The organism is Glycomyces niveus, from assembly GCF_017592475.1.
GTDB lineage: Bacteria > Actinomycetota > Actinomycetes > Mycobacteriales > Micromonosporaceae > Glycomyces > Glycomyces niveus.
On record NZ_JAGFNP010000014.1, the window covers coordinates 48,907 to 72,135 of the forward strand.

22 protein-coding genes, 1 tRNA gene and 1 pseudogene are annotated in these 23,229 nt (G+C 71.4%); 4 read left to right on the forward strand and 20 right to left on the reverse strand.

The window, feature by feature from the left end; all coding sequences use genetic code 11:
* Positions 1-37: 37 nt before the first annotated feature.
* From J5V16_RS20815 to J5V16_RS20840, 6 genes are all read right to left on the reverse strand, one after another.
* Positions 38-1,345: a serine/threonine-protein kinase gene (locus tag J5V16_RS20815; protein WP_208498906.1), complete on the reverse strand. Its 1,308-nt coding sequence runs from the start codon at positions 1,343-1,345 to the stop codon at positions 38-40.
* Between the two features lie 251 nt (positions 1,346-1,596).
* Entirely contained in the window at positions 1,597-3,054 is a 1,458-nt protein-coding gene (locus tag J5V16_RS20820; RefSeq protein ID WP_208498907.1) for a penicillin-binding transpeptidase domain-containing protein, read from the reverse strand.
* Positions 3,051-5,015: an FtsW/RodA/SpoVE family cell cycle protein gene (locus J5V16_RS20825; protein ID WP_208498908.1), complete on the reverse strand. Its 1,965-nt coding sequence runs from the start codon at positions 5,013-5,015 to the stop codon at positions 3,051-3,053. Before J5V16_RS20825 ends, J5V16_RS20820 begins: the two co-directional genes overlap by 4 nt.
* 170 nt (positions 5,016-5,185) lie before the next feature.
* Positions 5,186-6,454 (reverse strand): PP2C family serine/threonine-protein phosphatase, encoded by a 1,269-nt coding sequence (locus tag J5V16_RS20830; protein WP_208498909.1) that lies wholly within the window; start codon positions 6,452-6,454, stop codon positions 5,186-5,188.
* Positions 6,455-6,525: 71 nt separating this feature from the next.
* Positions 6,526-7,008, reverse strand: coding sequence for an FHA domain-containing protein FhaB/FipA (locus tag J5V16_RS20835; protein WP_208498910.1), 483 nt, complete (start codon positions 7,006-7,008; stop codon positions 6,526-6,528).
* A 192-nt stretch (positions 7,009-7,200) separates the two neighbouring features.
* Positions 7,201-7,914, reverse strand: coding sequence for an FhaA domain-containing protein (locus tag J5V16_RS20840; protein WP_205325867.1), 714 nt, complete (start codon positions 7,912-7,914; stop codon positions 7,201-7,203).
* A gap of 237 nt (positions 7,915-8,151) precedes the next feature.
* On the opposite strand from J5V16_RS20840, the gene J5V16_RS20845 reads away from it, so the two are divergent.
* On the forward strand, positions 8,152-8,490 hold the full coding sequence (locus tag J5V16_RS20845) for a helix-turn-helix domain-containing protein (RefSeq protein WP_208498911.1): 339 nt from the start codon (positions 8,152-8,154) through the stop codon (positions 8,488-8,490).
* 79 nt (positions 8,491-8,569) lie between these two features.
* Here J5V16_RS20845 and J5V16_RS20850 read toward each other — a convergent pair whose 3' ends face one another.
* Together J5V16_RS20850 and J5V16_RS20855 are read right to left on the reverse strand one after the other, a co-directional pair.
* Positions 8,570-9,625 (reverse strand): histidinol-phosphate transaminase, encoded by a 1,056-nt coding sequence (locus J5V16_RS20850; protein ID WP_208498912.1) that lies wholly within the window; start codon positions 9,623-9,625, stop codon positions 8,570-8,572.
* A complete protein-coding gene (locus tag J5V16_RS20855; RefSeq protein WP_208499009.1) occupies positions 9,622-10,500 on the reverse strand; it encodes an RDD family protein in 879 nt (292 codons plus the stop codon). Before J5V16_RS20855 ends, J5V16_RS20850 begins: the two co-directional genes overlap by 4 nt.
* A 502-nt stretch (positions 10,501-11,002) precedes the next feature.
* On the opposite strand from J5V16_RS20855, the gene J5V16_RS20860 reads away from it, so the two are divergent.
* Positions 11,003-11,677: a DUF4190 domain-containing protein gene (locus J5V16_RS20860; RefSeq protein ID WP_208498913.1), complete on the forward strand. Its 675-nt coding sequence runs from the start codon at positions 11,003-11,005 to the stop codon at positions 11,675-11,677.
* Positions 11,678-11,731: 54 nt separating this feature from the next.
* On the opposite strand, the gene nagA is transcribed toward J5V16_RS20860, so the two are convergent.
* Positions 11,732-12,847 carry an N-acetylglucosamine-6-phosphate deacetylase gene (nagA, locus tag J5V16_RS20865; protein ID WP_307793033.1) on the reverse strand — a complete coding sequence of 372 codons (1,116 nt, stop codon included), beginning with the start codon at positions 12,845-12,847 and terminating at the stop codon, positions 11,732-11,734.
* Positions 12,848-13,014: 167 nt separating this feature from the next.
* Between nagA and J5V16_RS20870 the strand changes: the two genes are divergently transcribed.
* Complete coding sequence (locus J5V16_RS20870; protein WP_208498914.1) at positions 13,015-13,800, forward strand: DeoR/GlpR family DNA-binding transcription regulator; 786 nt, start codon at positions 13,015-13,017, stop codon at positions 13,798-13,800.
* A 107-nt stretch (positions 13,801-13,907) separates the two neighbouring features.
* On the opposite strand, the gene J5V16_RS20875 is transcribed toward J5V16_RS20870, so the two are convergent.
* The 6 genes from J5V16_RS20875 to J5V16_RS20900 are packed head-to-tail and all read right to left on the reverse strand — an operon-like array spanning position 13,908 to position 18,693.
* Complete coding sequence (locus tag J5V16_RS20875) at positions 13,908-15,212, reverse strand: hypothetical protein (protein WP_208498915.1); 1,305 nt, start codon at positions 15,210-15,212, stop codon at positions 13,908-13,910.
* Between the two features lie 22 nt (positions 15,213-15,234).
* Positions 15,235-16,515, reverse strand: a complete 1,281-nt coding sequence (locus J5V16_RS20880) for an ABC transporter permease (protein ID WP_208498916.1) — start codon at positions 16,513-16,515, stop codon at positions 15,235-15,237.
* A 56-nt stretch (positions 16,516-16,571) separates the two neighbouring features.
* Positions 16,572-17,132 (reverse strand): DUF3180 domain-containing protein, encoded by a 561-nt coding sequence (locus J5V16_RS20885; RefSeq protein ID WP_208498917.1) that lies wholly within the window; start codon positions 17,130-17,132, stop codon positions 16,572-16,574.
* Entirely contained in the window at positions 17,125-17,649 is a 525-nt protein-coding gene (gene folK, locus J5V16_RS20890; protein WP_208498918.1) for a 2-amino-4-hydroxy-6-hydroxymethyldihydropteridine diphosphokinase, read from the reverse strand. Before folK ends, J5V16_RS20885 begins: the two co-directional genes overlap by 8 nt.
* A complete protein-coding gene (folB, locus tag J5V16_RS20895) occupies positions 17,646-18,011 on the reverse strand; it encodes a dihydroneopterin aldolase (protein WP_208498919.1) in 366 nt (121 codons plus the stop codon). Before folB ends, folK begins: the two co-directional genes overlap by 4 nt.
* Before the next feature lie 52 nt (positions 18,012-18,063).
* Positions 18,064-18,693, reverse strand: a complete 630-nt coding sequence (locus tag J5V16_RS20900; RefSeq protein ID WP_208498920.1) for a hypothetical protein — start codon at positions 18,691-18,693, stop codon at positions 18,064-18,066.
* Positions 18,694-18,751: 58 nt separating this feature from the next.
* Here J5V16_RS20900 and J5V16_RS20905 point away from each other — a divergent pair.
* Positions 18,752-18,824: transfer RNA gene (locus J5V16_RS20905), tRNA-Arg, on the forward strand.
* Positions 18,825-18,896: 72 nt separating this feature from the next.
* Here the strand turns inward: J5V16_RS20905 and J5V16_RS20910 are convergent.
* The 5 genes and pseudogenes from J5V16_RS20910 to J5V16_RS20930 form a co-directional block, all read right to left on the reverse strand.
* A pseudogene (locus tag J5V16_RS20910) lies at positions 18,897-19,151 on the reverse strand (helix-turn-helix domain-containing protein); the annotation flags it as partial.
* Between the two features lie 203 nt (positions 19,152-19,354).
* The gene (locus J5V16_RS20915) at positions 19,355-19,684 is read right to left on the reverse strand and encodes an IPT/TIG domain-containing protein (protein ID WP_208498922.1); all 330 of its coding nucleotides are present in this window, start codon (positions 19,682-19,684) and stop codon (positions 19,355-19,357) included.
* Positions 19,685-20,198: 514 nt separating this feature from the next.
* Entirely contained in the window at positions 20,199-20,585 is a 387-nt protein-coding gene (locus J5V16_RS20920) for a hypothetical protein (protein ID WP_208498923.1), read from the reverse strand.
* 9 nt (positions 20,586-20,594) lie between these two features.
* Positions 20,595-21,239 carry an ABC transporter ATP-binding protein gene (locus J5V16_RS20925; RefSeq protein WP_208498924.1) on the reverse strand — a complete coding sequence of 215 codons (645 nt, stop codon included), beginning with the start codon at positions 21,237-21,239 and terminating at the stop codon, positions 20,595-20,597.
* A gap of 12 nt (positions 21,240-21,251) precedes the next feature.
* A complete protein-coding gene (locus tag J5V16_RS20930; RefSeq protein WP_208498925.1) occupies positions 21,252-23,225 on the reverse strand; it encodes a hypothetical protein in 1,974 nt (657 codons plus the stop codon).
* Positions 23,226-23,229 lie beyond the last annotated feature (4 nt).

Consider the following 23,229-nt stretch of genomic DNA (forward strand, 5'->3'; position numbering starts at 1 on the left):
GCTTGATTCTAATCGCTACAACAGGCCCGAAAGCCCGCTATTGGTCGTCGCAGTTGGGGTTGCCGAGCATGCAGTCCCCGACTCCCGTACCCCGGCTGGTCTCCTGGTCCGGGTCCTCGGCCTCGCTGGTCGCGTCGTCGGTCACCGGACTCTCGTTCGAGCTCTGCTCGACCGGGTTATCGGACTCGCCGCCGTCGTCGCCCGACGGGCTGCCGCCGCCGTTCAACGCGATCAGCAGCCACACGATACCGCCCACCAGGACCAGCGCGGCCGCACCGGCGACCGCCATGATCATCGGGCGCTTCGACCCCGGATTGGACGCCGGGGGCGGCGATGCGGCTCCCAGGTTGATCCCGGGAGGCGGCGAGCCCGGCGGGACCTGGCCGCCGGGAGGGAGGTGCGGGGCCGCGGTCGCCGGGGCGGCGACGCTCGCGGGAGGGCCGCCCATGCTGACCACGCCGGCGCGGCGCGGGAGCTGGCCGACCGGGGGCATGACCGAGGTCGACATCGGGTCGGCGTCGACGGCGACGCGCGCGAGCGCGGCCATCTCGGTGGCGCTGGCGAACCGCTGGTGGGGGTTCTTGACCAGGGAGCGTTCGACGAAGGCCCGCACGCCGGCCGGGATGTCCGGCGGGAGCGGGGGCGGCGGGGTGCGCACGTGGTGGAGCGCGAGTTCGATGGGGTTCTCGGCCTGGAAGGGCCGGTGCCCGGTGAGGCCGTGGAAGGCCACGACGCCGAGCGAGTACATGTCGGAGGCGGGCAGTACGCCGGTGCCTTCGGCCTGCTCGGGGGCGATGTAGGAGGCGGTGCCCATGACCGAGCCGGTGGCGGTGAGGTCGCCGGACGCGCCGGAGCGGGCGATGCCGAAGTCGGTGAGGACGGCCTGGCCGTCCCGGTCGCGCACGAGGATGTTGCCGGGCTTGATGTCGCGGTGGATGATGCCGCGCTCGTGGGCCTGCTGGAGGGCTTCGGCGGTGGCGGCGATGATCGGCATGAGCTCGCGGGCGTCGAGGCGGCCGCGCTCGGCGATGAGGTCGGCGAGGGACTTGCCTTCGATGAACTCCATCACCAGGTAGGCGGTGGTCTCGCCGCTGGGCAGGTCGGCGTTGCCGAAGTCGTGGACGTTGACGATGTGGGGGTGGGTGAGGGCGGCCACAGTCTTGGCTTCGGCGGTGAAACGCTTGGCGAAACCGGGCTCGCTGAGGAGCGCGGGGAGCATCGCCTTCACGGCCACGGTGCGTTCGAGCACGGTGTCCTCGGCCCGCCAGACCTCGCCCATGCCGCCTACGGCAATGCGCTCGCGCAGGCGATAGCGTTGCCCGAGGAGCATTTCGGGGCTCAACACGGCGTCTCCTCACTTCGGTTCAGTAGCAGCTGTCGGCGGAACGGGCATCCGGGCCGATCAGCTCCGGGGGATCGACGCTTCAGTCTACTGGCAGGCCGCCTTGCACCAGGTCCGTCGCTCGGCGGCACTGCCGCGCGACACCTCGGCCGCGACCTCTCGGAAGATCCACGCGGCGGGGCGCCGTTCGGTTGCCGCGTCAGGGGATCGTGAGGAAACTGTGTCTTCGCCGCAACCGGGCCGCTTCTACGCGGTCATTCCTCCGCCCCTTCGAGGACGTGCTGCATGAGGTCCCCGGAGATCTCGGCGGCCTTGGCCGACGCCCCTTCGCCATATGAGTCGAGGAACACGCACACGGCGACGGCGGGCTCGCCGTCCTTGCCCATGGCCCAGCCGTGGAACCAGCCGTGGTCGGGGTCGGGGTTCTCGCCGTCTTCGGAGTGCTCGGCGGTGCCGGTCTTGCCGCCGACGGTGTAACCATCGATCTGCGCGGTCCGGCCGGTGCCGTTCTCGACCACCGCCTCCATGAGGATCTGCAGCTCCTGGGCGGTGTCGAGGTCGATCGCGCGGCCCAGGTCGTCCTCGGCGAACTTCTGGACGGTGTTGCCCTCGGAGTCGGTGAGCTCGGAGACGATCTGCGGGGCCATGCGCTCGCCGCCGTTGGCGATGGTGGCGGCGATGACCGCATTCTGCAGGACGGTCTCGCGGACCTCCTGCTGGCCGATGCAGGCCTGCGCGCGGAAGGCCTCCTCGGAGAGGTCGCCGGTCTGCGACGGCACCGTGGACAGCGGCGTCTCGTAGGCCTCGCCGAAGCCGAACGCCTCGGCCATGTCGGTGATCTGCTCGACGCTCAGCTCCTCGACGCACAGCTTGGCGAAGGTCGTGTTGCACGACTTCTCGAAGGCCTCTTCGAGGGTGTACTCCGCGTTGGGGCACTGGCCCGAGGAGTTCGTGATCTCGTGGTCGGTGTCGGGGGCGGTGTAGCCGTTCCCGGCCGGGACCATGTCGCTGGCCTTGCCGCCCGCCTCGATGTACGCGGCGGCGACGATGGTCTTGAACGTCGAGCCGGGCGGGAAGTACTCCTGGCGGGTGAGGTCGAGCATGTCGCCGCTCTCGTCGAGCGCGAGCTTCGCGGCCTCGGAGGTATCGCCGTTGTTGGAGGAGACCTCGGTGGGGTTCCAGCCGGGGTAGGACGCCTGGGCGAGGATCTTGCCGGTGCGCGGGTCGATCACGACGGCGCCGCCCTTGACGTCGGCGTCGGCGATCGCGTCGTAGGCCATCTTCTGCAGGTCGGGGTCGACGGTGGTGAGGACGTTGCCGCCGACCTTGCGCTCCTTGAGGATCGTGGCCCAGAAGTCGTCGAAGGCCACGAGGGAGCTGGTGCCGTTCAGCAGGTCGTTCTCGGTGTACTCGAGGTTGGACGAGCCGTAGCGGAGCGACTTGAAGCCGGTGATGTTGCCGAAGTAGTCGCCTTCGGGGTAGTCGCGCTTGAAGGAGTAGTCGCCGCCGTCGGTGGGGACCGACTGGGCGATGACGAGGTCACCGGCGAGGATCTGGCCGCGCGGGACCGAGTACTCGGCGACGATGCTCCGGCCGTCGAGCTGCCCCTGGTAGTCGTCGTGGTGGAAGAAGCCCACCCACGTGGACTGGACGATGAGGGCGCCCAGGAGGATCAGCGCCAGGACGCCGGTGCGCCGGATGGCCGGGTTCATTCGCCGCCTTCCTTCCGATGGTCGTCGCCGCCGTTCGGGGGCTGCGGCCGGCTGCTGTGAGGACTGTCGAACGCGGAGGCCGGCGGCGGTGGCGGCGTCTGCGGGGCAGGGCGCGTCGGGTTGCCGCCGGGCGGGGGCGGGCTGCCGTACGCCGAGCCCGGGGGCGGCGGCGGGGTGCCGTAGCCAGGCGGAGGCGGCGGGGTCTGCGGCGGGTACTGCGGGCCGCGGGCGGTCGGATCGCCGGGCCGGCCGGTCGGGCCGCCCGGAGGCGGCGACATGGGCGGGGTACCGGGCGGGCCGGACATGGGCGGGCCGGAGACCGGACCGCCAGGGGGCGGGCTGAGCACGTCCTCTTCCATGGTGCCCTTGGTCGGGCCGCCGCCGCCCTGCAGGTGCCCGGGGATGATGAGCTCGGTCGGCTGGTCGCCGCCCGGGATCGGCCCGGAGTCCATGACCCCGGCCGCCTCGGCCTTCGCGGCCTCCTCGGCGGCGCGCTTGGCGGCCTGCTCGGCGAGGAACTCCGGCGGGGCCTCGGTCTTCTGCAGGCCGAACGAGGCCTGCCAGGGCTTGCGGGCGTCGTCGGAGACGCGCACGAACAGGCCGATCAGCAGCCACGAGCCGACGAGTGAGGAGCCGCCCGCTGCGAGGAACGTCGTGGTCTGGCCGGTCATCGGGATGAGGCCGGTGACGCCGCCGAACACGACGAACAGTTGGAACGCGAGCAGGAACGCCAGGCCGCCGGCCATGAGCGAGCCGAACAGGTCGCGCGACATGATGCCGGTCTTGAAACCGCGCTGCACGAGGATCGCGTACAGCAGCAGGATCGCGATGAGCCCGATCAGCCCGGCCTCCTCCCCGATCGCGGCGAGGATGAAGTCGGACTCAGAGGCGGGGATGCGGTTCGGGTTGCCCGAGCCGGGCCCGTTCCCCAGCAGACCGCCGGAGTTGAGCGCGACCAGGCCCTGCACGAGCTGGTACGAGTCGTTCTCCCGGTCGCCGACATAGGCCCAGGGGTCGAGCCAGATCGCGACGCGCGTCTGGAGGTGGCTGAAGAACGGGTAGATCGCGATGCAGCCGCCGATGAACATCGTCAGACCGATGATGATCCACGAGGCGCGGCGCGTCGCCATGTACAGCATGGAGAGGAAGATGCTGAACAGCAGCAGCGAGGTGCCGAGGTCGCGCTCCATGACGAGGATGACGAGGCTGGCGGCCCAGACGATCACGATCGGGCCGAGGTCCTTCATGCGCGGCAGCTGCAGGCCCAGGATCTTCTTGCCCGCCACCGAGAGCATGTCCCGCTTGCGCACCAGGTACACCGCGAAGAAGATCAGCAGCATCAGCTTCGCGAACTCGCTGGGCTGCACCGAGAAGCTGCCGAGGCGGATCCAGTTCTTCGAGCCGCCCGAGCCGGAGATCGAGTACGGCAGGAAGCCCGGGATCGCCGCCAGGAAGATGCCCGCGAACAGCAGGATGTACGCGTAGCCGCGCAGGATCCGGTGGTTGCGCACCACCGCCAGGAACACGGTCAGCAGGACCACGCCGGCGATGTAGTACATGAGCTGGCGCCCACCCTGGCCCGCGAACACGCCCGCGTCGGCGTGCAGCGGTTCGTCGGTGATGGCGGTGCGGTCGATGCGCCGGATGTAGACGATGCCGATGCCGGTGAGGAACGCCGCGATCGGTACGAACAGCGGGTCCGCGTACGGGGCCAGGAACTTGACGGCGGTCCACGCGCACATCGAGACGATGAAGATGAGCAGCGGCAGCATGTACGTGACCGAGGTGGTCTTCTCGATGAGCGCCACGTCGATCGAAAGCTGGAAGAGGAAGACCGCGACGCCTCCCATGACGAGCATGACGACCTCGCGGAAGACGCGCTTGGGCATGCCCGTCAGCGGAGTGAGCGGCGGCTCGGACGGTCCGACCGGCCGGGCGGTCGCCGACATCGGCTGGGCCATCAGTTCCCCTTGCGTCTCAGTCAAGAATGCGTTGTGAGCCTATATCGGCCACGCTCGGTCGTCACGGCAGTCCTTTTGCGCCGATCGGACCGGTCGCGCCCGCACCGCACGCCCGTGGACCCGGGCGCGTCGCACGCGCGCGGGTACGCCACAGCCCGGTCGGTCCACGTTCAGTCCTCGCGGCAGTCCTGGGAGGCCGCCGGCTGCGTCTCGGTCTCGCCGGCGGCAGTCGCGCACAGCGGGTCCAGGCTCTCGTTCCCGGCGGCGGGGTCGACCAGGGCGCTCAGCTCGTCCTCGGCGGCGGTGCCGCCGTCGACCCTGATCCCGTTCTCGAGGTCGGACTCGACCGAGTCCACGGCGTCCTCGGCGGGCCGACCGGAGTCCGTGTCGAGCCACGCGATCCGGTAACCCGCCACCTCAAAAGGGAGGCCTCGGTAGAGGCTGATGGTGCCCGCCTCTGAGACACCGATGAAGTACTGCGTGCGCGCCCACCACACGCCGCCGCCCGCGACGAGCGCGAGCACGATGAGGCAGGCCAGGACGGTGCGCCACACCCGGCCCTTCTTGCGGGCCCTCGGCTGCGGCTCGGTCGTCTCCGACTCGCCGTCGCCGGCCTCCGATTCGTCGGTCTCCTTCACGGCGCGCAGGACGGCCGTGTCGGACTCGGCCAGGCGCGCGTCGGCGGCCGCGCCGCCGATGATCTGGCGCTGCTCCCCCGGGTCATCGGCGACGACGTCGGCGACGAGCACCGTCACGTTGTCGGGAGCCCCGGCGTCGAGCGCCTGCTGCACCAGCGTCTCGGCCGCCTCCTGCGGCGTCGCCGCGTTCTGCAGGGTGCGGGCGATGTCGGCGTCCGAGACGGGACCCGAGAGGCCGTCCGAGCACAGGACCAGGCGGTCGCCCGGGACGCCCTTGATGGTCTGGAACGCCGGCTCGACCTCGGCCGCGCCCAGCGCGCGCAGCAGCAGGGACCGCTGCGGGTGCCGCTCGGCCTCCTCGGCGGTGATGCGGCCTTCGTCGACGAGCATCTGCACGTACGTGTCGTCGACGGTGATCTGCTCGAAGCCGCCATCGCGCAGCCGGTAGGCGCGGGAGTCGCCGATGTGAACGAGGTTGAACCACTCGCCGTCGAACCACAGGGCCGTGAGCGTGGTGCCCATGCCCTCCTTCTGCGGGTCGTCGGCGACCTGGCGGCGGATGGCGCGGTTCGCGTCGGCGACGGCGTCGGCGAGCTCGTCGACCACCGAGTCCGGCGGCGGGGGCACGTCCAGCCGGGCGACGGTGTTGATGACGATGGCCGAGGCGAGGTCACCGGCGGCCATGCCGCCCATGCCGTCGGCCACGGCGATGAAGTGGGACCCGGCGAACACCGAGTCCTGGTTGCCTTGCCTCACCACCCCGCGGTCGGAGATGGCCGCGTATCGCAGGTGCAAACTCATGAATCAACCGCCGTAGCGCGGGCACGCCCGCTGTTCGATGTCGACATCGCCGTCTCTCGTTCCGCGCACTGCTAGGGGCGCAGCTCGAAGGAGGAACGCCCGATCCGGATGGGCACCCCGAGCGGGACCGGCGTGGGTGCAGTGACTCTAGCGCGCCCCAGGTAGGTGCCGTTCGTGGAGCCCAGGTCCTCGACGACCCACTGGCCGTCCTGGGGGCGCACGCGGGCGTGCCGGTTGGAGGCGAAGTCGTCGCGGATGACGATCGTGGAGTCGGGGGCGCGGCCGATCGAGATGGGCTGACCGGAGAGCACGAACCGGCGCCCCTGGAGCTCACCGGTGGTCACGACCAGCCACTGCGCCGCCTGCGCGGCCTGGGGCCGCGTCCCGCGGCCGCCAGCGGCGGGCGGGGCCGAGGGTCCGGCGGCCGGTCCGGCGGCGGCCGGGCGGCGCTGCGCGAGGAGGTCCCGGGTGATCGTCCGGGCGGCGGCGAACACGAACAGCCACAGCAGCACGAGGAACCCGAACCGGGCGACGGTCTGGACTATCTCAGGCATCGGCGCTCCCAGCGAATGAACGATCGGTCCCAGACACGTTAGCCCACGGTGGCGCGGGCGCAGAGACGAGCCGCCGGACCCGGCCGGTCATCCCACCGCTACCGGCATGGGGCCGTGAGGCTTTGCCGACAGCGGACCCCCGAAAAGCACGCGGCCCCGGCCCAGTGGACCGGGGCGTCACGTGTTCAGGCTTCAACCCGCCTGCAGCGTAAGGGAAGTGGTGCCGATCTGGATGACGTCGCCGGGCTGCATCGAGACGGTGGCGATGCGCTGGCCGTTGACCAGGGTGCCGTTGGTCGAGCCGAGGTCGGTGACCGAGACCTGGCGGCCGTCGAAGTCGACGCGCACATGGCGGCGGGAGATGCCGACGTCGGGGAGGCGGATCTGCGCCTGCTCGCCGCGGCCGATGATGGTGGCGCCGTGGGCGACCGTGAACTGGCGGCCGTCGGCCGTCACCAGCACCGGACCGGTCGGGGCCTGCTGCTGCGCGGGGCCGTAGCCGCCGCCGGAGACCGGCTGGTCCATGCCCTCGTTCAGGGCCGCGACCTCGGCGGTCACCCGGAACATGCCGGTGTCGAGGCCTTCGCCGCGCTCGATCTCGACGATGACGTCGCCGTACACGGTCCAGCCGTTCTCGCCGATGAACTCGGCCTGGGACTGGGCCAGCTCCTGCGCCAGCGCCGCCGCGTACGGGGCGAGGCGGTCGTGGTCGGGGGGCGAGAGGTCGATGACGTAGCGGTTCGGCACCAGCACGCGCCCGCCGGCGAGGACCGCCTTGTGGGTCTCCGCCTCGCGCTGCATGGCGCTGGCGATCTCGACCGGGTGCACAACGCCCTTGAACATCTTGTTGAAGGTGCCCTCGAACAGGCCCTCCAGTTGTTTCTCCAAGCGTTGCAGAACGCTCACCGGTTCTCCTCCTCGTCAGACCATCCGGACCGTGACGCTCCCGTGAATAGCCGCGTCGTCCCCCGATGGTATCGGCTGGCTTCCAGCGACGGCGAGGGGTTGAGACGCAACCCTTCCCCGAGTCGGATTCATATCCGCCGATCGGGTGAGTGCCCTGTCAGCTGGTGGTACCGAATGACGGCATGGCCAGGCAGGGGCGGGTGGCGGTCCCGGGTGAAGGCGCGTAGGGTGACGCGGGTGACAGATCGCGACTTCAGCTCATTCGTCCGGGACGTGCGCAAACGCGCCCACGTCGCGACTCGTGAGCTCTCCGACTCCGCCGGGGTCTCCAACCCCTACCTCCAGGGCGAGCGCGGCGTGCGCCGCCCCAGTGGCGCGGTCCTGCGGCAGCTGGCACTGGCGCTGCGGATGACCACCCCGATCATGTACCTGCGGGCGAACCTCGCCCCCGAGAACGGCTCCGCGACGCCGCTGGCCATCGCCACCGACCGCGAGCTGACCTCGAAGCAGAAGCAGACCCTCGCCGAGATGTACGACGCGTTCGTCTCCGAGAACGAGCGCTCCTCGGGCAAGTAGACCGGAGCCGGGCGCCGGTGGGGCGCCCGGACTCTTCAAGCTTTAGCGCGGCAGCGGGTTCTGTTGCCGCGCATTCGTTTTACGCCTCGATGAACGCGCGCAGCGCCTCGAGCACCGCGTCGTTCTCCTCGGGCAGGCCGATGGTGACGCGCACCCCGTCGCCCGCGAAGGGCCGCACCAGGATCGACCGCGCCTCGCAATGCGCGGCGAACTCGACCGCGCGCTCGCCCAGCGGCAGCCAGAAGAAGTTCGCCTGCGTGTCCGGCACGTCCGGCACGAATTCCCTTGCGGCCGTGACGGTCCGCTTACGCTCGGAGGTCACCAGCGCGACCCGGCGGCGCATCTCGCCTTCCGCGCGGAGCGCCGCGAGCGCCGCCCGCTGCGCGGCCGTGTTGACGGCGAAGGGGATCACGCACCGACTCACGGCGTCGGCCACGTCGGGCCGGGCGACCATGTAGCCCACGCGGAGCCCGGCCAGGCCCCACGCCTTGGAGAAGGTGCGGAAGACGACCGCGTTGCGCCGTGAGGCGTAGCGTTCGACGGCGTTCGGGCAGGCCGGGTCGGTCACGAACTCGCGGTACGCCTCGTCGATCACGACGAGCACGTCCTCGGGGACCGCGGCGAAGACCCGGTCGAGCTCGTCGGCGGTGACGGCCGGGCCGGTCGGGTTGTTGGGGCTGCAGATCACGATCGCGCGCGTGGCGGGCGTGACGGCGGCGAGCATCGCGTCGATGTCGTGCCGGTGGTCGGGCGTGTTGGGCACCTGGACGCTCTTGAGCCCGGCGACGGTGGCCGCGATGGGGTAGGCCTCGAACGAGCGCCAGGAGTAGACGACCTCGCTGCCGGGTCTCGCAATGGCCTGCATGAGGTGGCCGATGAGGGCGACCGAGCCGGTGCCGGTGACGATGCGCTCGACCGGCAGGCCGAGCCGTTCGGCGAGGACGCCGCGGAGTTCGACGACGCCGAGGTCGGGGTAGCGGTGGACGTTCTCGGCCGCTTCGGTGATCGCTTCGACCACACCGGGAAGCGGGCCGTACGGCACCTCGTTGCTGGAGATCTTCACGGCGTCAGGGATCGCCTTGCCGGGAACGTAGCGGGGGATGGATGCGAGGTCTTCACGCAGAGGATCGCTCATCGTGAGGGCTCCTTGTCAGGGTCGGCCTTCTCGCCGCCCACCTCGACGACGGCGGTGCCAGGGGATTTGTCGTGGAGGCATTGGCGGAAGGGTTGGTCTCGGATGCACCATATCCCGTCGAGGATCCACAGGACCGCGCCGAAGGGGAAGCAGATGAGCGGGAGCGCGAAGTACGACCACCGCAGCAGGAGCCGGCCCCAGCCGAGGCTCACGGGCGCGAGCGAGACGACCTTGATGCCCATGAGGCGCTTGCCGAGGGTCTGGCCGGTGTTCAGGGTCGCCGGGACCTCGTAGGCGAACCACAGGCCGAGGGCGATGAGGAGCACGACCCAGAGCTGGTCGGAGAGGCGGGAGGGGACCTCGACGTCCTCGGGGTTGGTGGCGGCGACGGCGTCGAGGAAGTACGGCCAGAACGTCTGCATCATCTGGTAGATGAAGTAGCCGTTGACGACCGCGTTGAGTGCCAGCATGCACAGCACGTCGACCAGTCGTGCGACGAAGCGCTGGCCCGGGTGGGCGAGGACGCGGCCGCCGAGGATGCGGCTGACGTCGCCGCGGGTGATCCATCCGACGGTGACGCCGAGGGAGCGGATCGGGATCGTGTCCGGGGGCTGCACGGCGCCGGGGACGCGCTGGATGATGCGCGGCGGCGGACCGTCGCCGTAGCGGCGGTCGGCGGGGAGGGTCTGGACGACCGGGTCCGGTGTGGAGGGCCGGGCGGGGAGGGGTTCCGGTTCGGGGTCGACCGGCTCGGGTTCGGCGGGGGGCTCGGCGTCGGCGGGGACGGGCTTGCCGATCCAGGCGCCGCCGTCCCAGTAGCGCTGCGTGGCCGGGTCGGCGGGGTCCGGGTACCAGCCGGGTTCGATCGTGGTCATCGAGGCCCATTCTTGCAGCCTCGTCCCGACATTCCCAGTCAGTTCGGCCACAGCCGATCCGGGGGCCGATGGAACCTCGCTGAAGACAACGACACGGCCCAGTCGGTTACTGCCTCGACTGGGCCGCTCGCAACAAGCTGCACTTCCGACCGAGTTACCAAGCGTGAAGTCTTTAATAGCGGTGACTGGCCCCTAGGTGGCTGGTCCCGCTGTGCCTCCCGACGGCTCAGGTCGCACGTGGGTGCTCGGCGGCGGTGCCCGAATCCTTCCGATCTGCGGAGACCATGTCCCCGGTAAGTCCTTCCGGATCCGTAACTCATTTCTACCCGTCTACTGACGGGTAGTAAACCCCTAATCGCAAAAAATCCGAGCAGAGTTCTCGAAAGGGCGGCCGCGTCCGCCCCGTGGCCGCCGGTTCCCTTGATTCGCCACGGAACCGGAGGATCTGGTCTACCTTGCGGGACATCAGGGCCGCGCGCCCGCATCAGCCGAGGAGGCCGCCATGACGACGTACCCGCCGACCCCGGGGCCGCCCGAACCCGAACCGCCCGAACCGGAACGGGGCAACGAGACCGAGGAGGGCGGGACCCCGTTCTCGGGCAATCAGCCGGGTCCGGCGCCGTCCGGGCCCGAACCGGGTTGGCATCCGCCCGGGGCGAACCCCGAAGGCGTCCCGCATCCGACGCACGGGGAGACCCCCGGCGAGACGCCGCGAGCGCCCTCCGACAAGCCGTTCGGCGGCATCCCGCCGGCGCCGCCGCCGCCCGGCGCGGGGCCGGGCGAGGGGTCGCCTTCCGGGGGCGGGTACAGCCCGTACTCGGGCGGCGCGGTCCCGCCGCCGCCACCGCCGCCCCCGGCCTACAACGCCGACGGGCCGCTGCGGGGCCAGCAGCCGCGCAACGGGCTCGGCACCGCCGCGCTGGTCTGCGGCATCGTCGCGATCGTCCTGTCGTTCATCCCGGTCGTCAACACGTTCACGTGGCCGCTCGGGGTGCTCGCGATCGTGTTCGGCGCGGTCGGCTGGGCGCGCGCGAACAAGGGGGTCGCCACGAACAAGCCGATCGCCATCACCGGACTGGCGCTGGGCATCGTCTCGTTCTTCACGTTCTGCCTGATCTACGTCATCATCGGCGCGGGCAGCGGCTCGATGTACTACGACGCGGCGCCGACGCTCTAGCGGCGCAACGAGAGCGGGCCGGGCGCACACAGCGCCCGGCCCGCTCTCGTGTGCTCAGACCTGGAGCCAGGCGCCGCGGCGCATCACCGACACGAGGTCGAAGTCGTCGTCCAGGACCACGGCGTCGGCGTACTTGCCGGCCTCGATCGCGCCGACATCGCTCAGCCCCAGCAGTTCCGCGGGCGTCGCGGACGCCATCTGGGAGGCGGCCTCGACCGACTGCCCGGCCAGTCGGACCGCGTTGCGGAACGCGTCCAGGAGCGTGATGGTCGACCCGGCGATGATGTCGGTGCCCGCGACGGTGGCGACCCCGTCGTTGACCTCGACTTCGTGGCGGCCGAGGAGGTACCGGCCGTCGTTCAGGCCGGCCGCGTCCATGGCGTCGGAGACCAGGAGCGTCCACGCCGGCAGCGAGGTGTCGAACGCGAAGCGCATGGTGCCCGGGTGCAGGTGGACCGGGTCGGCGACGATCTCCGAGAAGATCCGCTCGTCGTTCAGCAGCGCCGGGATCGGGCCCGGTTCGCGGTGGTTGAACGCCCGCATCGCGTTGAACAGGTGCGTCGCGGCCTGCGCGCCCGCGTCGATCCCGGCCGCTGTCTGCTCGTAGCTGGCGTTCGTGTGCCCGATCGCGGGCACGACCCCGCGCTGGTCCAGGAACTCGATGGCCTCGAGCGCGCCGTTCAGCTCGGGCGCGATGGTCACCATCTTGACCGCGCCGCCGCCGGCCTCGATGAGCTCGGTCAGCTCGGCCAGGTCGGGGTCGCGCAGCACCTCGACGCGGTGCGCGCCGCACTTCGCGGCGGAGATATAAGGACCCTCGTAGTGGACGCCGGCGAGCGTGCCGTCCGCTACCAGCGGTTTCAGCGCCCGCGTCGCGTCCAGGAGGAAACCGTGCGTGGACGACACGAGGGAGGCGACGAGCGTGGTCGTGCCCCGCGAGGCGTGGAAGGCCGCGGCCCCGCGCGCCGACTCCGGGTCGCCGTTCGCCAGCGAGAAGCCCCCGCCGCCGTGGCAGTGGACGTCCACGAAACCGGGCAGGACCCAGCCGGTCGGCTCGCCGTCGCGCTCGAGGATGCCCTCGAACCGGTCGCCGTCGACGACCAGGGTCCCGTTGACGATCCCGTCAGGGGTGACGATGCGGCCCACGGCCGGCAGCAAGACGCCGTCCACGGCGCTCCTTCCAATCGATCCGGCGTGTATGGACCCACCCCGGTGCGGCACAATGATCGTGAGCGCGCGAGCATGACTTGAGCACCGCCCGAGCGCCAGAAGACGTACAACGAACACTATCGCGCAGACCGCGGCCCGCCCGCCGCGATCCCGACCCGAGGAGCGACGTGGACCGCTATGCCCGGTGGAACACCCTGCTGGAGATCCTCGCAGAGACCGGACGCATCACAGTGGAGGAAGCGGCCGAACGGCTCGGCGTCTCGCAGGCGACGATCCGCCGCGACTTCGACCAGCTCTCCCAGCAGCAGATGATCACCCGCACCCGCGGCGGCGCCGTCGCGGGCGGCATCTCTTACGACCTCCCGCTGCGCTACAAGACCGCCCGGCACGTCGAGGAGAAGCACCGCATCGGCACCGCCGCGGCCGGACTCGTCAGCCCCGGCCAGGTGATCGCCCTCAACGGCGGCACCACCATCACCGAGGTCGCGCGCGCCCTCGCCACCCGCACCGACCTGGTCGCGACCCCCGGCTCGACCGGGCTGACGATCGTCACGAACGCGCTCAACATCGCCAACGAGCTCATCGTGCGGCCGCACCTCAAGGTCGTGGTCGTCGGCGGCGTCGTGCGGCCCCAGTCGTACGAGCTCATCGGCCCGCTCGCCGCGCCGATCCTCCGCGAGATCACGCTCGACATCGCGTTCCTCGGCGTCGACGCCATCGACATGAAGCTCGGCGCGACCAGCCACCACGAGGGCGAAGCGGCCATCAACGCCCTCATGGCCGCCCGCGCGCGCAAAGTCGTGGTCATCGCCGACGGCTCCAAGATCGGCGGCCACGCCTTCGCCCGCATCTGCCCCACCGACCGGGTCCACACCCTCGTCACCGACGGCAACGCCCCGCCCGAGCAGCTGCGCGGCTTCGAGGAAGCGGGCATCCGCGTCATCGTCGTCTAGCGCCGACACCCGAGCGGCGCTCGCGGTCACGAGACGAAGACCGCCGCGCTGCCGCAGCGACGAGCACGGCCGGCAGCGCGAGTGCTGCCGGCCGTGCTCCTTGCGTCCTAGCGCTGCGGCGCGGTCGCGTCAGGCAGGGTCGGGTCGAACAAGCCGGTGCCCTCGGGGGTGCCGGTCGTCGGTTCGAAGGGGCGCATCTCCTGCGTGTAGATCCCGTCGTCCGATTCAATCGTCTCCTTAGGACGGCCGAGGCGGTCGAGGGCGAACGAGACGAACAGGGCCACCAGGAGGATCCCGGCGTAGATCGCCTGGGAGTAGTCGGCCTGCCAGGAGCCCTCCCCCGCGTCGGCCACGGTCCGGCCCCACAGGACCAGGCCCGCCCAGACCGCGACCGTGGTGAGGACGCCGCCGAAGACGCCGCCGCGGCGGCCCCACAGGCTGGTCCCGGCGAGGAGCGCGATCGCGAAGGCCAGCAGCTGCGGCTCGACCGCGACGGCGAGGTCGGCGTACGGGCCGAAGTTCAGGGTGTGCTGCCCCTCGATCGGGCCGAGCGCGTACATGTACGACACGTACCCCGAGGCCGCCGCCAGCAGCATCGACAGGACCGTGCCGCCCAGCAGCAGGAACACGGCCGAAGCGGAACGACCGCCTTCCCCGTCGGCGAGGCGCTTGACCGCGCTGAAGCCGTCGCGGACACCGGGGGCGAGGCCGATGAAGCCGCCCGCGACCGCCAGGACCGCCGCGCCGCCGAGCAGGTACAGGCCGTTCGGCGGCCCCGGCAGCGTGACGACGTCGCCGGGATCGGCGAGGCGGTAGGTGACCGGGAGGGCCGCGACGACCACGACGCCGATCGCGAGGCCCGCGAACCAGGCCGGGACCCGGAACGCGGCCACGAGCAGCACGTAGAGCAGGCCGGCCACGGCCGCCGCGCCCGCCACGTACCCCATGTAGATCCACACGTTCGCCTCGAACGGGCGGGCGACCGTGATGACGAACGCGAGCGCCGGAGCGGCCAGGTTCACCGCCCCGAGCCGGAGCGACAACCCGATCGCCAAGGCCGCCAGCAGGATCGGCGCCAGGTGCAGGGCATGGCGGCTGAGGGCGTCGGCGAGGCCGTCGAACTCGTCGCCGAACAGGGCGTCCCGGCGGCGGTAGACCAGGAACAGGGCGTTCAAGGTCAGCAGCAGGAGGATCGCCTCCCAGATGAACTGGAAGACGACCCGGTCGCGCGGCGCCGCGGGCTCGGCGTACGCGACGGCTTCGGGGGCCTGGCCCGCGAACGGGTCGACGGGCCCGCCGTCGCCGGTGGCCGGCAGGCCGGCACCGGGAGCGGCCAGCGGCGGCGGCGTGAACTCGAGCTGGCGGGTCTGGTCGAGGGCGCTCTCGTCGCGCTCCGGGGGGATGTACGTCATGCGTCTGTCCTTTATGGGGGGATCAGCGGCCGTGGCGCGGGGAGCCGAAGCCGTCGCGGGGCGAGTCGCGCAGGTCGTCGAAGACGCCCGAGGCGCCGAAGGGGTCGGCGGCCGCACCCTGCTTGGGGATGCCGCCGGTGGTGCGCATGCCGCCCGTGTTCGACCACGGGTCGCGGCCCGAACCGAGCCCGGCGAAGTCCTCGTCGAAATCGTCGAGCGTCTCGGTGCGCTCGCGCTCGGCCGGCGGCGGGTCGTCCTCGCGCAGGTCGGCGACGGACCCGGCGCGGCGGGTGGAGGCCGTCTCGTTCTCGTCAGCGGTGTTCATGACCTCGACCAGCCGCGTCACCAGGAACCCGGCGACGATGGCGACCAAGGCGATCCAGCTCGGGTCGAACGACCAGCCGCGGCCCTCGGCGAGCCGCATCAGGCCCAGCACGAGCGCGGCGGCGAACACGGTGCCGCACACCCCGCCGCGGCGGCCCATGAGGCTCGTGCCGCCGACGAGCGCCGCGCCAAGCGCCACCACGGTGAGCAGGATCGGGTCCGGCAGCGCGGCAGCGCCGCCCTCGGGAACGCCGGTCCAGGCCGTCACCACGCCCGCGGCGCCCGCAAGCGTCGAAGAGAGCAGCACGCCGAAGAACACGAGCCCGCCTCGTCCGTGCCGCTCCCCCGCCGGGGTCTCGCGGATCGGCGCGAGCCGCTTGCGCACGCCCGAGAACGCGCCGACGAACCCGAAGAACAGCGACACGCCCACGGCACCGCCAAGGGCCGCAAGCACACCGGTGCCCGGCAGATCGGAGAGCATGAACGTCGAAGGGTCGCCCGCGGAACCGGCCCACAGGCCGATCGCGCCGCCGACCGCGCCGCTCGCGGCCCAACCGGGGGCGCGCAGCCACGCCGTCAAGGTCGCCAGGACGATGCCGACGAACGCGGCCACGCCGAGGCCCACGCCCAGCGCCATGACCGCGCCCGAACCGGAGGCGTCCACGAACATCCACGCCGCGAGCAGCGCGATAGGGCCGACGGCCAGGTTCACCGCGCCGACTCGCAGGGACACGGCCATCGCCGAAGCGAGCATCACGATGGGGGCGAGGGCCGCGAACAGGTCCGTCCAGGACCCGGCGCCGTCGGTCTGGGAGACCGCGAACAGGACGCCGCCCGCGAGGAGCAGCAGGCCGATCTCCCAGACCACGTGGACGGCCATGCGGTCGGACGGGGCCTCGTCGTCGCCCGACGGCGCCGACTTCCCTGCGTCGGTTCTGATGAGTGTCGTCTCTTCACGACTAGGGGGGTCAAACTTCATGGGTCGCACCTCAAAACGCGCGAAATATGGGGGATATCGGGGATGGGGTCGGTCGGTCAGGGACGGGACGGGGACTCGTCCTGCTCGTCGTCCTGCGGGGGGATGCGGCAGGAGTGCTCGAGCCAGAGCGCGGCCGCGGTGAGCGCGGCGCACGCGACGGTGCCGAGGGCCGCCGAAGGCAGGTCGTCGGCGGCGGCGGTCAGGCGGCCCGACTGGACCGCGAGCCACACGGTGAACCCCAGGTAGGCGCCGAAGAAGAGCGAGCCGGCGATCGAGGCGGCCTTCGCCAGCACCGCGTAGCGGGCGATCTGGAGCGCGTGCTCCGGACCCTCCAGTCGGCCCGGCTCGTGGGACGGCAGGCCGCCCGCGCTCGCCGTCTGGGTCTGCCTCCGGCTGGGGCGCAGGGTCTTGCGCGTGGTCCAGGCCATCCACGCCAGCAGTACCGCCAGCGCGAACAGGACCAGGGAGTTGTACCAGGCCAGTTCGGGGGCCTGCTGGTAGTAGCGGGCGACGAGGAGCAGCGTCAGCGCGGCCCCGGCCAGACCGACCACCGCGAGGGTGGACGGCGAGGTCGGCTTGAGGCTCGGCTTCGGATGGTGCCCGTCGTCACTACTCATGATGCTCCGACCATATCGGGTGAAGCCTGCGGAGTGCACGCGCGTCCGCCGCGAGGGACTCGTCGCGTAGCAGGTCCCTCACCCGGCCCTTGCCGGGGAGCTCGGCGTCGCGGTCGATCGCGAACCAGGGGACCAGGACGAACGCCCGCAGATGGGCGAGCGGGTGGGGCAGCTGGAGGCGGGGCTCGTCGGAGTGGACGGGGGCGCCGTCGTCGTCGGTGACGGCGATGAGGTCGACGTCGAGGGTGCGGGGGCCGTAGGGGCGCTCGGGGTCGCGGACGCGTCCGGCGTCGGCTTCGAGGCGCTGGCCGAGGGCGAGCCAGTCGTCGGCGGTGCGGTTCGGGTCGTTCGCGATGACGGCGATGTTGTAGTAGGTGGGCTGCTCGTCGTCGCCGCCCCAGGGCGGGGTCTCGTAGACGTCGGAGACGGCTTCGGGGTCGACGGCGGCGATGGCGGCGGTGAGCGCGGCTTCGCGGTCGCCGAGGTTGGAGCCCATGGAGAAGACGACTCGGGTCATCGCGGGGGCCTTTCGATGGTGACGGAGACGTCGGCGAACCGCTGGGCGATGGGGGCCTGCGGCTTGTGGACGGTGACGCGGGCGGAGTGGACGCGGTCGAGGGCGAGGCAGGCGTCGGCGAGGCGTTCGGCGAGGGTCTCGATGAGGTTGACGGGTTCGCCGGAGACGATGTCGGCGAGGGCGTCGGCGAGCGCGCCGTAGTCGACGGTGTGCTTGAGGTCGTCGCTGGCGGCGGCTTCGGTCGTGCTGGTGCGCAGGGAGACGTCGATGATGAAGTCCTGCCCGGCTTCCCGTTCGTGGTCGAAGACGCCGTGGCGTCCGTGCACCCGCAGGCCGGTCAAGGTGATCAGGTCGGTATCCACGCGCCGAGCCTACTCGAAGCGGCGGGCGCGTCGAGGAAGGACGATGCGGGGGCTATTCGGGCTCGTCGTCCTCTCTGACGCGGACGACGAGCCAGGTGGCGACGGCGAGGATGACGCCGGCGGCGAGGATCGGGATGAGGCGGAGGTTGCCTTCGAGCCAGGTGAGGAGTTCGAGGTATTGAGAGGTGGGGTCGACGAGGACGAGGGCGGTGAAGAGGGCGGCGACGCCGCCGATGCCCATGACGAGCCAGGAGCGCCAGCCGCCGGCGACGCCGAGGCGGCGGCCGAGGACCTGGGCGGCGTTGAAGATGCGCTTGGCGCGCAGGACGCGGATGGAGCCGACGAGGGTGGCGAGGCGCAGGACCTGGGCGCCGCCGGCGGCGAGGACGAGGCTGACGAGGGTGAGGAGGCAGACGAGGAGCATCCACTTGTGGCGCCAGAGCCATTCGCGCTTGCGTTCGGCGGCGAGGAGGAGGATGACGGACTCGGCCCACAGCACGATCCCGGCGGCCCAGCCGATCACCTTGCCCGCCAGGGCCATCTGGCCGTCGGTGCCGAGGGTGAGGAAGACGGCGGGCACGGAGGCGCAAACGGCGATGATGACCGGGAGCCGCAGTTTGAACTGGAGGAACCGGGCTACGACGGTGAGCTTGTCGGGGCGCCAGAAGGGGGTGGGAGGCACGGTTCCAAACTACCGGTCAGCGGCACGGGCGCGCGGATCGGCTAGACTCGGCTCTCGCGCCCCCGTAGCTCAGGGGATAGAGCGTCGGTTTCCTAAACCGTGCGTCGCAGGTTCGAATCCTGCCGGGGGCACTTTCCTCACTCGCAATCACCAGCAAAAACGGCCCCTGACCAGGGATTTCCCGGTCAAGGGCCGTTCCTGTCGTCGATGAGGCGGTCGGTGGCGGACTTCGAGGTGCCGAACAGGGCCGCGATCTGGCGCATGGTCAGGTTGGTGCGCCAGTAGGCGGCGACCAGCAGGACCCGGTCGGCGAAGTCGAGCTTCCAGGGGCGCCCCCGAAGCGCCGGGTCGGCGCCCTCGCGCTGGAGTTGGCGGACCAGCTTGGCGGGCTGCCGGGCCGACAAGCCGCTGAACAGCTCGACCATCGTCTCATCCGCCGCGCTGATCACACCCGTCACTCAGCCATGATCTCATGCGCCCCAATAACATTCGGACCAGCAAGTAGGGTGTTGGCCATGATGCTGATCTCCAGCGGAGCACCCGCCTCGGACGCCCCTGTCCTGCGCAAGGGAGGCGTGCCGCTCGTGCCAGAAGGGTTCGTCTGGACGGCGCCGCCCAGGCTCGGCTGAGCCTGGGCGGTAGTGGCTGACTGCGTCCGAGGTCAGGACCGGACGGTGAACTTCAGCCTGTTGCTTTCCTCGGTGCCGTTGGACACCGAGATCTGACCGCCACCGGCAGGCAGGCCGCGCGGGACACGCACCTTCACCTGGTTGTCCTCGCCGCGGTGGACGACCTCGCCGCGGCGCGAGTCCTGTCCGACCTGGAAGGTGACCTTGTCGACCGCCATCAGGTGGCTGCCCCTGATGGTGATGGTGTCGCCCTCCCGGCCGGACTCCGGCGACGCCTGCTCGATGCTCGGCGCCCGAGTGTCGAGGTCGCTGCGGTGGTCGCGGTCGCGGTCAAGTTCGGGCCGCTGCTGTGCCTGTGTCATCTCTTTCTTCCCCCGTGAATGACTGACTCCGGATGATCCGAGAGTCGTTCACAACCGATTCTGCGGGAGGCAGCAGCCGGCATGGCTGAATTCGCGGTGGACGAGCTGTCAGAAATGCGACTCTTCATCCCAGGCCAATTCCAACCGCGACGATCCATTCCGACTACGATGCCGCACGGATCGCGGGCGCCGATGGACGAGACAAGGACGGTGCCATAGCGCCGGACCCCGGCAACGTGGATTCGAATCCCAACGCCGAGCGGGCGGGTCCTTTGGGTTGGCGGCGAAGCTTCTTCGACCGCGACGGCGTCTACCGGATCTGCTTCGCCGACGACCGCCCCGATCTGGTACCCGTTGGCCCGACCACGCCACCACCCTGCCGGGGCACCATTTCCGGAATCGCGAGACCCGCGCGGCATTCCTGCAGCCGCTGGACGATGGCGAGCCGCGCCTGAGGAGCGGCAGCTCGCCAAGCGCGGCTGGATGCAGGCCGCGAGCGTCCTGATCGCCCGGTTCAGCTTTCGCGGACGTACACGGGGACGCCGAAGCCGTCGGCTTCGGTGAGGACCGCTTCGATGGCGGCGCGCTCGTCCTCGGTTCGGTAGGTGATCTCGATCAGCGTCCGGTCCGGGTCGTCGCAGCCGGGGGAGGCGGCGCGCACCTCGATGTGCTCACCTTGCGCGGTCAGCTCGGCGACGAGGTCGCCGTGTTCGGCGATGGCGTCGTCAACCGCTGCCGCGCCGGGCAGCTCGTCGCAGGGCGGATGCGTGATCTCGTCCCCTGAGGGGAGGACGCCGGTCAGCGCCAGCGCGGCGGCGGCGAGCAGCCCCAGGGCGAGGGTGATCCCGGTGCCGATGAGGACCCGGCGGAGCCGGGGGCGCGGTGAGGAAGGCTCGGTCATGACGATTCCTTAGTGGATAGATGCGGTGGTGGCGGGTTCGTTCATCTCGTGCCGGTGGGCGCACGCGGCGATCATGTGCTCGTCGTGGGTGGCGATGGCAACGGTCGCGCCGCGGCGGGCGAAGTCGGTGAAGAGGCCGATGACGCGTTCGCGGTTCGCGGCGTCGAGGGAGGCCGTCGGTTCGTCGACGAACAGGACCCGCGCGTCGCGGTAGACGGCGCGGGCCAGGGCGAGGCGCTGCTTCTCCCCGCCGGAGAGGTGTCCGGCCGGCTCCCCTTCGCGGCCGCCGAGGCCGACGTGCTCCAGCGCCGCGCGCACCTTCGGGTCGGCGCGGCGGGTCCGGCGCAGCGCGACGTTGAACGCGACCGGCTCGTCGTCGATGATCCCGTAGTCCTGGAGCACGAAAGCGGCGTGATCGCGCCAGAACGCGCGGCGGGCCCGCGGCGATCCGCTCGAGATCGCGGTCCCGTCGGCGGTGACGCGTCCGGTCGTGGGCGGCAGCAGCAGCCCGAGCGTGTGCAGCAGCGTGGTCTTGCCCGAGCCGCTGGGGCCGGTCAGGGCGGTCATCTGCCCTGGGGCGCACCGTACTGACTCGCCGTGGATGATCCGGCGGCGGCCGATGGCGACGCCCACGTCGTGCGCTTCGATGATCATGGTGGTCCTCTCCTAGAGCCTGCGGCGGGTGGTGCGGGAGAACACGGCCGCGGCGGCCGCTCCGTGTCCGAAGTAGAGTGCGGCGAGTGCCGCGGCGCCGGTGGCGGCCGTGGCCGCCAGCGCGAGCGGGTCGGTCAGGTGGAACGCGAGCACGACCGCGACGATCGGTGCGCCGATGAGCAGTTCCCGCAGTGCACGCGGCCGCGCGGCCCGTTCCCAGGTCCCGCCGCTCAGCCGCATCGGAAAGTCGCGGCGGGCGTTCAGGAGCGCGGCGACGATCGCGTTCACGCCCGCCGAGACCGCGAACGCGACGGCTAGTGCGGCGACCGCGACGGCGAGGAGCCGCGCCAGGTAGGCCGCGAACTGGGCCTGGACGATGCCCTCCTCGGCCATGTACATGGGGAAGAGTTCGCCCGGGACGCCCAGTGACGCCAGGCCCGCTTCGTCCAGGCCGGCGGCGTCGAGCCGCTCCCTCGTGGGGTCGGCGCCGGTGAACACGATGTTTCCGGTGGAGGCCAGGTTGGCGATGTCGTCGTCGTCGAAGACGGAGCCGATCGCGGGCGCTTCGAGGACCAGCACGTCGCCGCGGAACAGCAGCTCGCCCGAGCTGCCGCCCCCGGCGACCGGATACTGGACGCCCGGCGCGGGCGCGAGGAGCCGGACCGCTTCGAGCACGTCGGCGCCGTCAGTGTCCGTGCCCCGGCGCCACAGGTCCAGTTGGGCCCCGAGCTCGCGTTCGAGCATCTGCGTCGTCGACGGCGAGTCGGCGTCGACGAGCGCATCGGGGCCGACCGAGCCGCCGACCAGTTCGACCCAGTTGGGGTTGACGATCGACACCGCCGAGTACGGGCCGAAGTCGCCGCCCCAGTCCGCTTCGGTGATCGTGTACGACATCGCCGCCGCCCCCTCGCTCTCGGCGGCGGCGACCATGCGGGCGAGGTCCGGGGCGATCACGTCGAAGTGCTCGTCCTCGATGACGAACGACAGCGACACCTGGTCGGAGAACTCGTTCCAGGCCGCGAGCTGCCGGGCCGTCTGCCCCGCGTCACTCGAGGCCGTCCACGCCGGGCCCGCGCATGCGACGAGCGCGATGAGGGTGGCGGCCTGCACGGCCCGCGCCGGCCCCCGCAGCGTCGTCGCAGCGGGCCGGCGCGTCGCGAACAGGTCCGCCGAAGGCCAAGCGAGGCAGGACGTCACGACGATCACCACGGCCGACACCGCCAGGGTCACCGCCTCGAACAGCAGCAGGCCCGCCGCGAACACCGGCACGTACACCCCGCCGCGCAGCACCCCCACCAGGGCGCCCGCGACCGCCGCGACCAGCACCGCGGAGCCGACCAGGAGCAGCAGGTATCCGCCCACGTCCTGCGCCTGGATGCGCAGCGGGCTGCCGCCGCCGAGGACCCGCAGCGCCCGGGAGCGGGCCCGGGACGCGAGCCAGAACACCGTCAGCGCGGCCACCAGCAGTGCCGCGGCCAGCACCGGGGCCGCGAACCCCGTCTCCAGGGCCAGGTGCAGGACCGTGTCGAGCACTGCGGCGTCGAGGCGCGTCACCGCGACCCCCTGCGACGTGAGTTCGGCGATCGCCGCGTCGAGTTCCGCCGGGTCCTGGACGAAATAGGTGCCGTCAGGCGGCGAGTCGGCCAAGCGCTCGACGCCGAGCACCGGCGACGGCTCCCGGTCCCCGAACCAGGCGACCTCCCCGGCCGGCGCCCCGTCCATCGCCACGAACACTTCGCGGCGGTGGTCGTCCAGGTCGGGCGCGAGCTTGAACAGTCCCAAGTGGTGCTCGCGCCCGACCGATACGACGAGGTCGGTCGCGGCCCGCCGGTCCAACTGCGCGTCGTCGAAGTCCAATGCGATGCGCGCCTGCGCGCCGAGTCCCTGCGGCCAGGACCGGTCGTGGAAGTCCGCGACCATCACCGCCATGAACCCCAGCAGGGCGAACAGGGCGGCCATCGTCGCCGCGACGATCTTCTTCTGCATGGCC

Bases quoted from the DNA above. Each gene is read 5' to 3' on its own strand.
- J5V16_RS20825 (WP_208498908.1), bottom strand. From the start codon at position 5,015: ATGGCCCAGCCGATGTCGGCGACCGCCCGGCCGGTCGGACCGTCCGAG.
- J5V16_RS20915 (WP_208498922.1), bottom strand. From the start codon at position 19,684: ATGACACAGGCACAGCAGCGGCCCGAACTTGACCGCGACCGCGACCAC.
- J5V16_RS20820 (WP_208498907.1), bottom strand. From the start codon at position 3,054: ATGAACCCGGCCATCCGGCGCACCGGCGTCCTGGCGCTGATCCTCCTG.
- J5V16_RS20860 (WP_208498913.1), top strand. From the start codon at position 11,003: ATGACGACGTACCCGCCGACCCCGGGGCCGCCCGAACCCGAACCGCCC.
- J5V16_RS20880 (WP_208498916.1), bottom strand. From the start codon at position 16,515: ATGAAGTTTGACCCCCCTAGTCGTGAAGAGACGACACTCATCAGAACC.
- J5V16_RS20850 (WP_208498912.1), bottom strand. From the start codon at position 9,625: ATGAGCGATCCTCTGCGTGAAGACCTCGCATCCATCCCCCGCTACGTT.
- J5V16_RS20875 (WP_208498915.1), bottom strand. From the start codon at position 15,212: ATGACGTACATCCCCCCGGAGCGCGACGAGAGCGCCCTCGACCAGACC.
- J5V16_RS20930 (WP_208498925.1), bottom strand. From the start codon at position 23,225: ATGCAGAAGAAGATCGTCGCGGCGACGATGGCCGCCCTGTTCGCCCTG.
- folK (WP_208498918.1), bottom strand. From the start codon at position 17,649: ATGACCCGAGTCGTCTTCTCCATGGGCTCCAACCTCGGCGACCGCGAA.
- J5V16_RS20885 (WP_208498917.1), bottom strand. From the start codon at position 17,132: ATGAGTAGTGACGACGGGCACCATCCGAAGCCGAGCCTCAAGCCGACC.
- J5V16_RS20835 (WP_208498910.1), bottom strand. From the start codon at position 7,008: ATGCCTGAGATAGTCCAGACCGTCGCCCGGTTCGGGTTCCTCGTGCTG.
- J5V16_RS20925 (WP_208498924.1), bottom strand. From the start codon at position 21,239: ATGATCATCGAAGCGCACGACGTGGGCGTCGCCATCGGCCGCCGCCGG.
- J5V16_RS20920 (WP_208498923.1), bottom strand. From the start codon at position 20,585: ATGACCGAGCCTTCCTCACCGCGCCCCCGGCTCCGCCGGGTCCTCATC.
- J5V16_RS20855 (WP_208499009.1), bottom strand. From the start codon at position 10,500: ATGACCACGATCGAACCCGGCTGGTACCCGGACCCCGCCGACCCGGCC.
- J5V16_RS20830 (WP_208498909.1), bottom strand. From the start codon at position 6,454: ATGAGTTTGCACCTGCGATACGCGGCCATCTCCGACCGCGGGGTGGTG.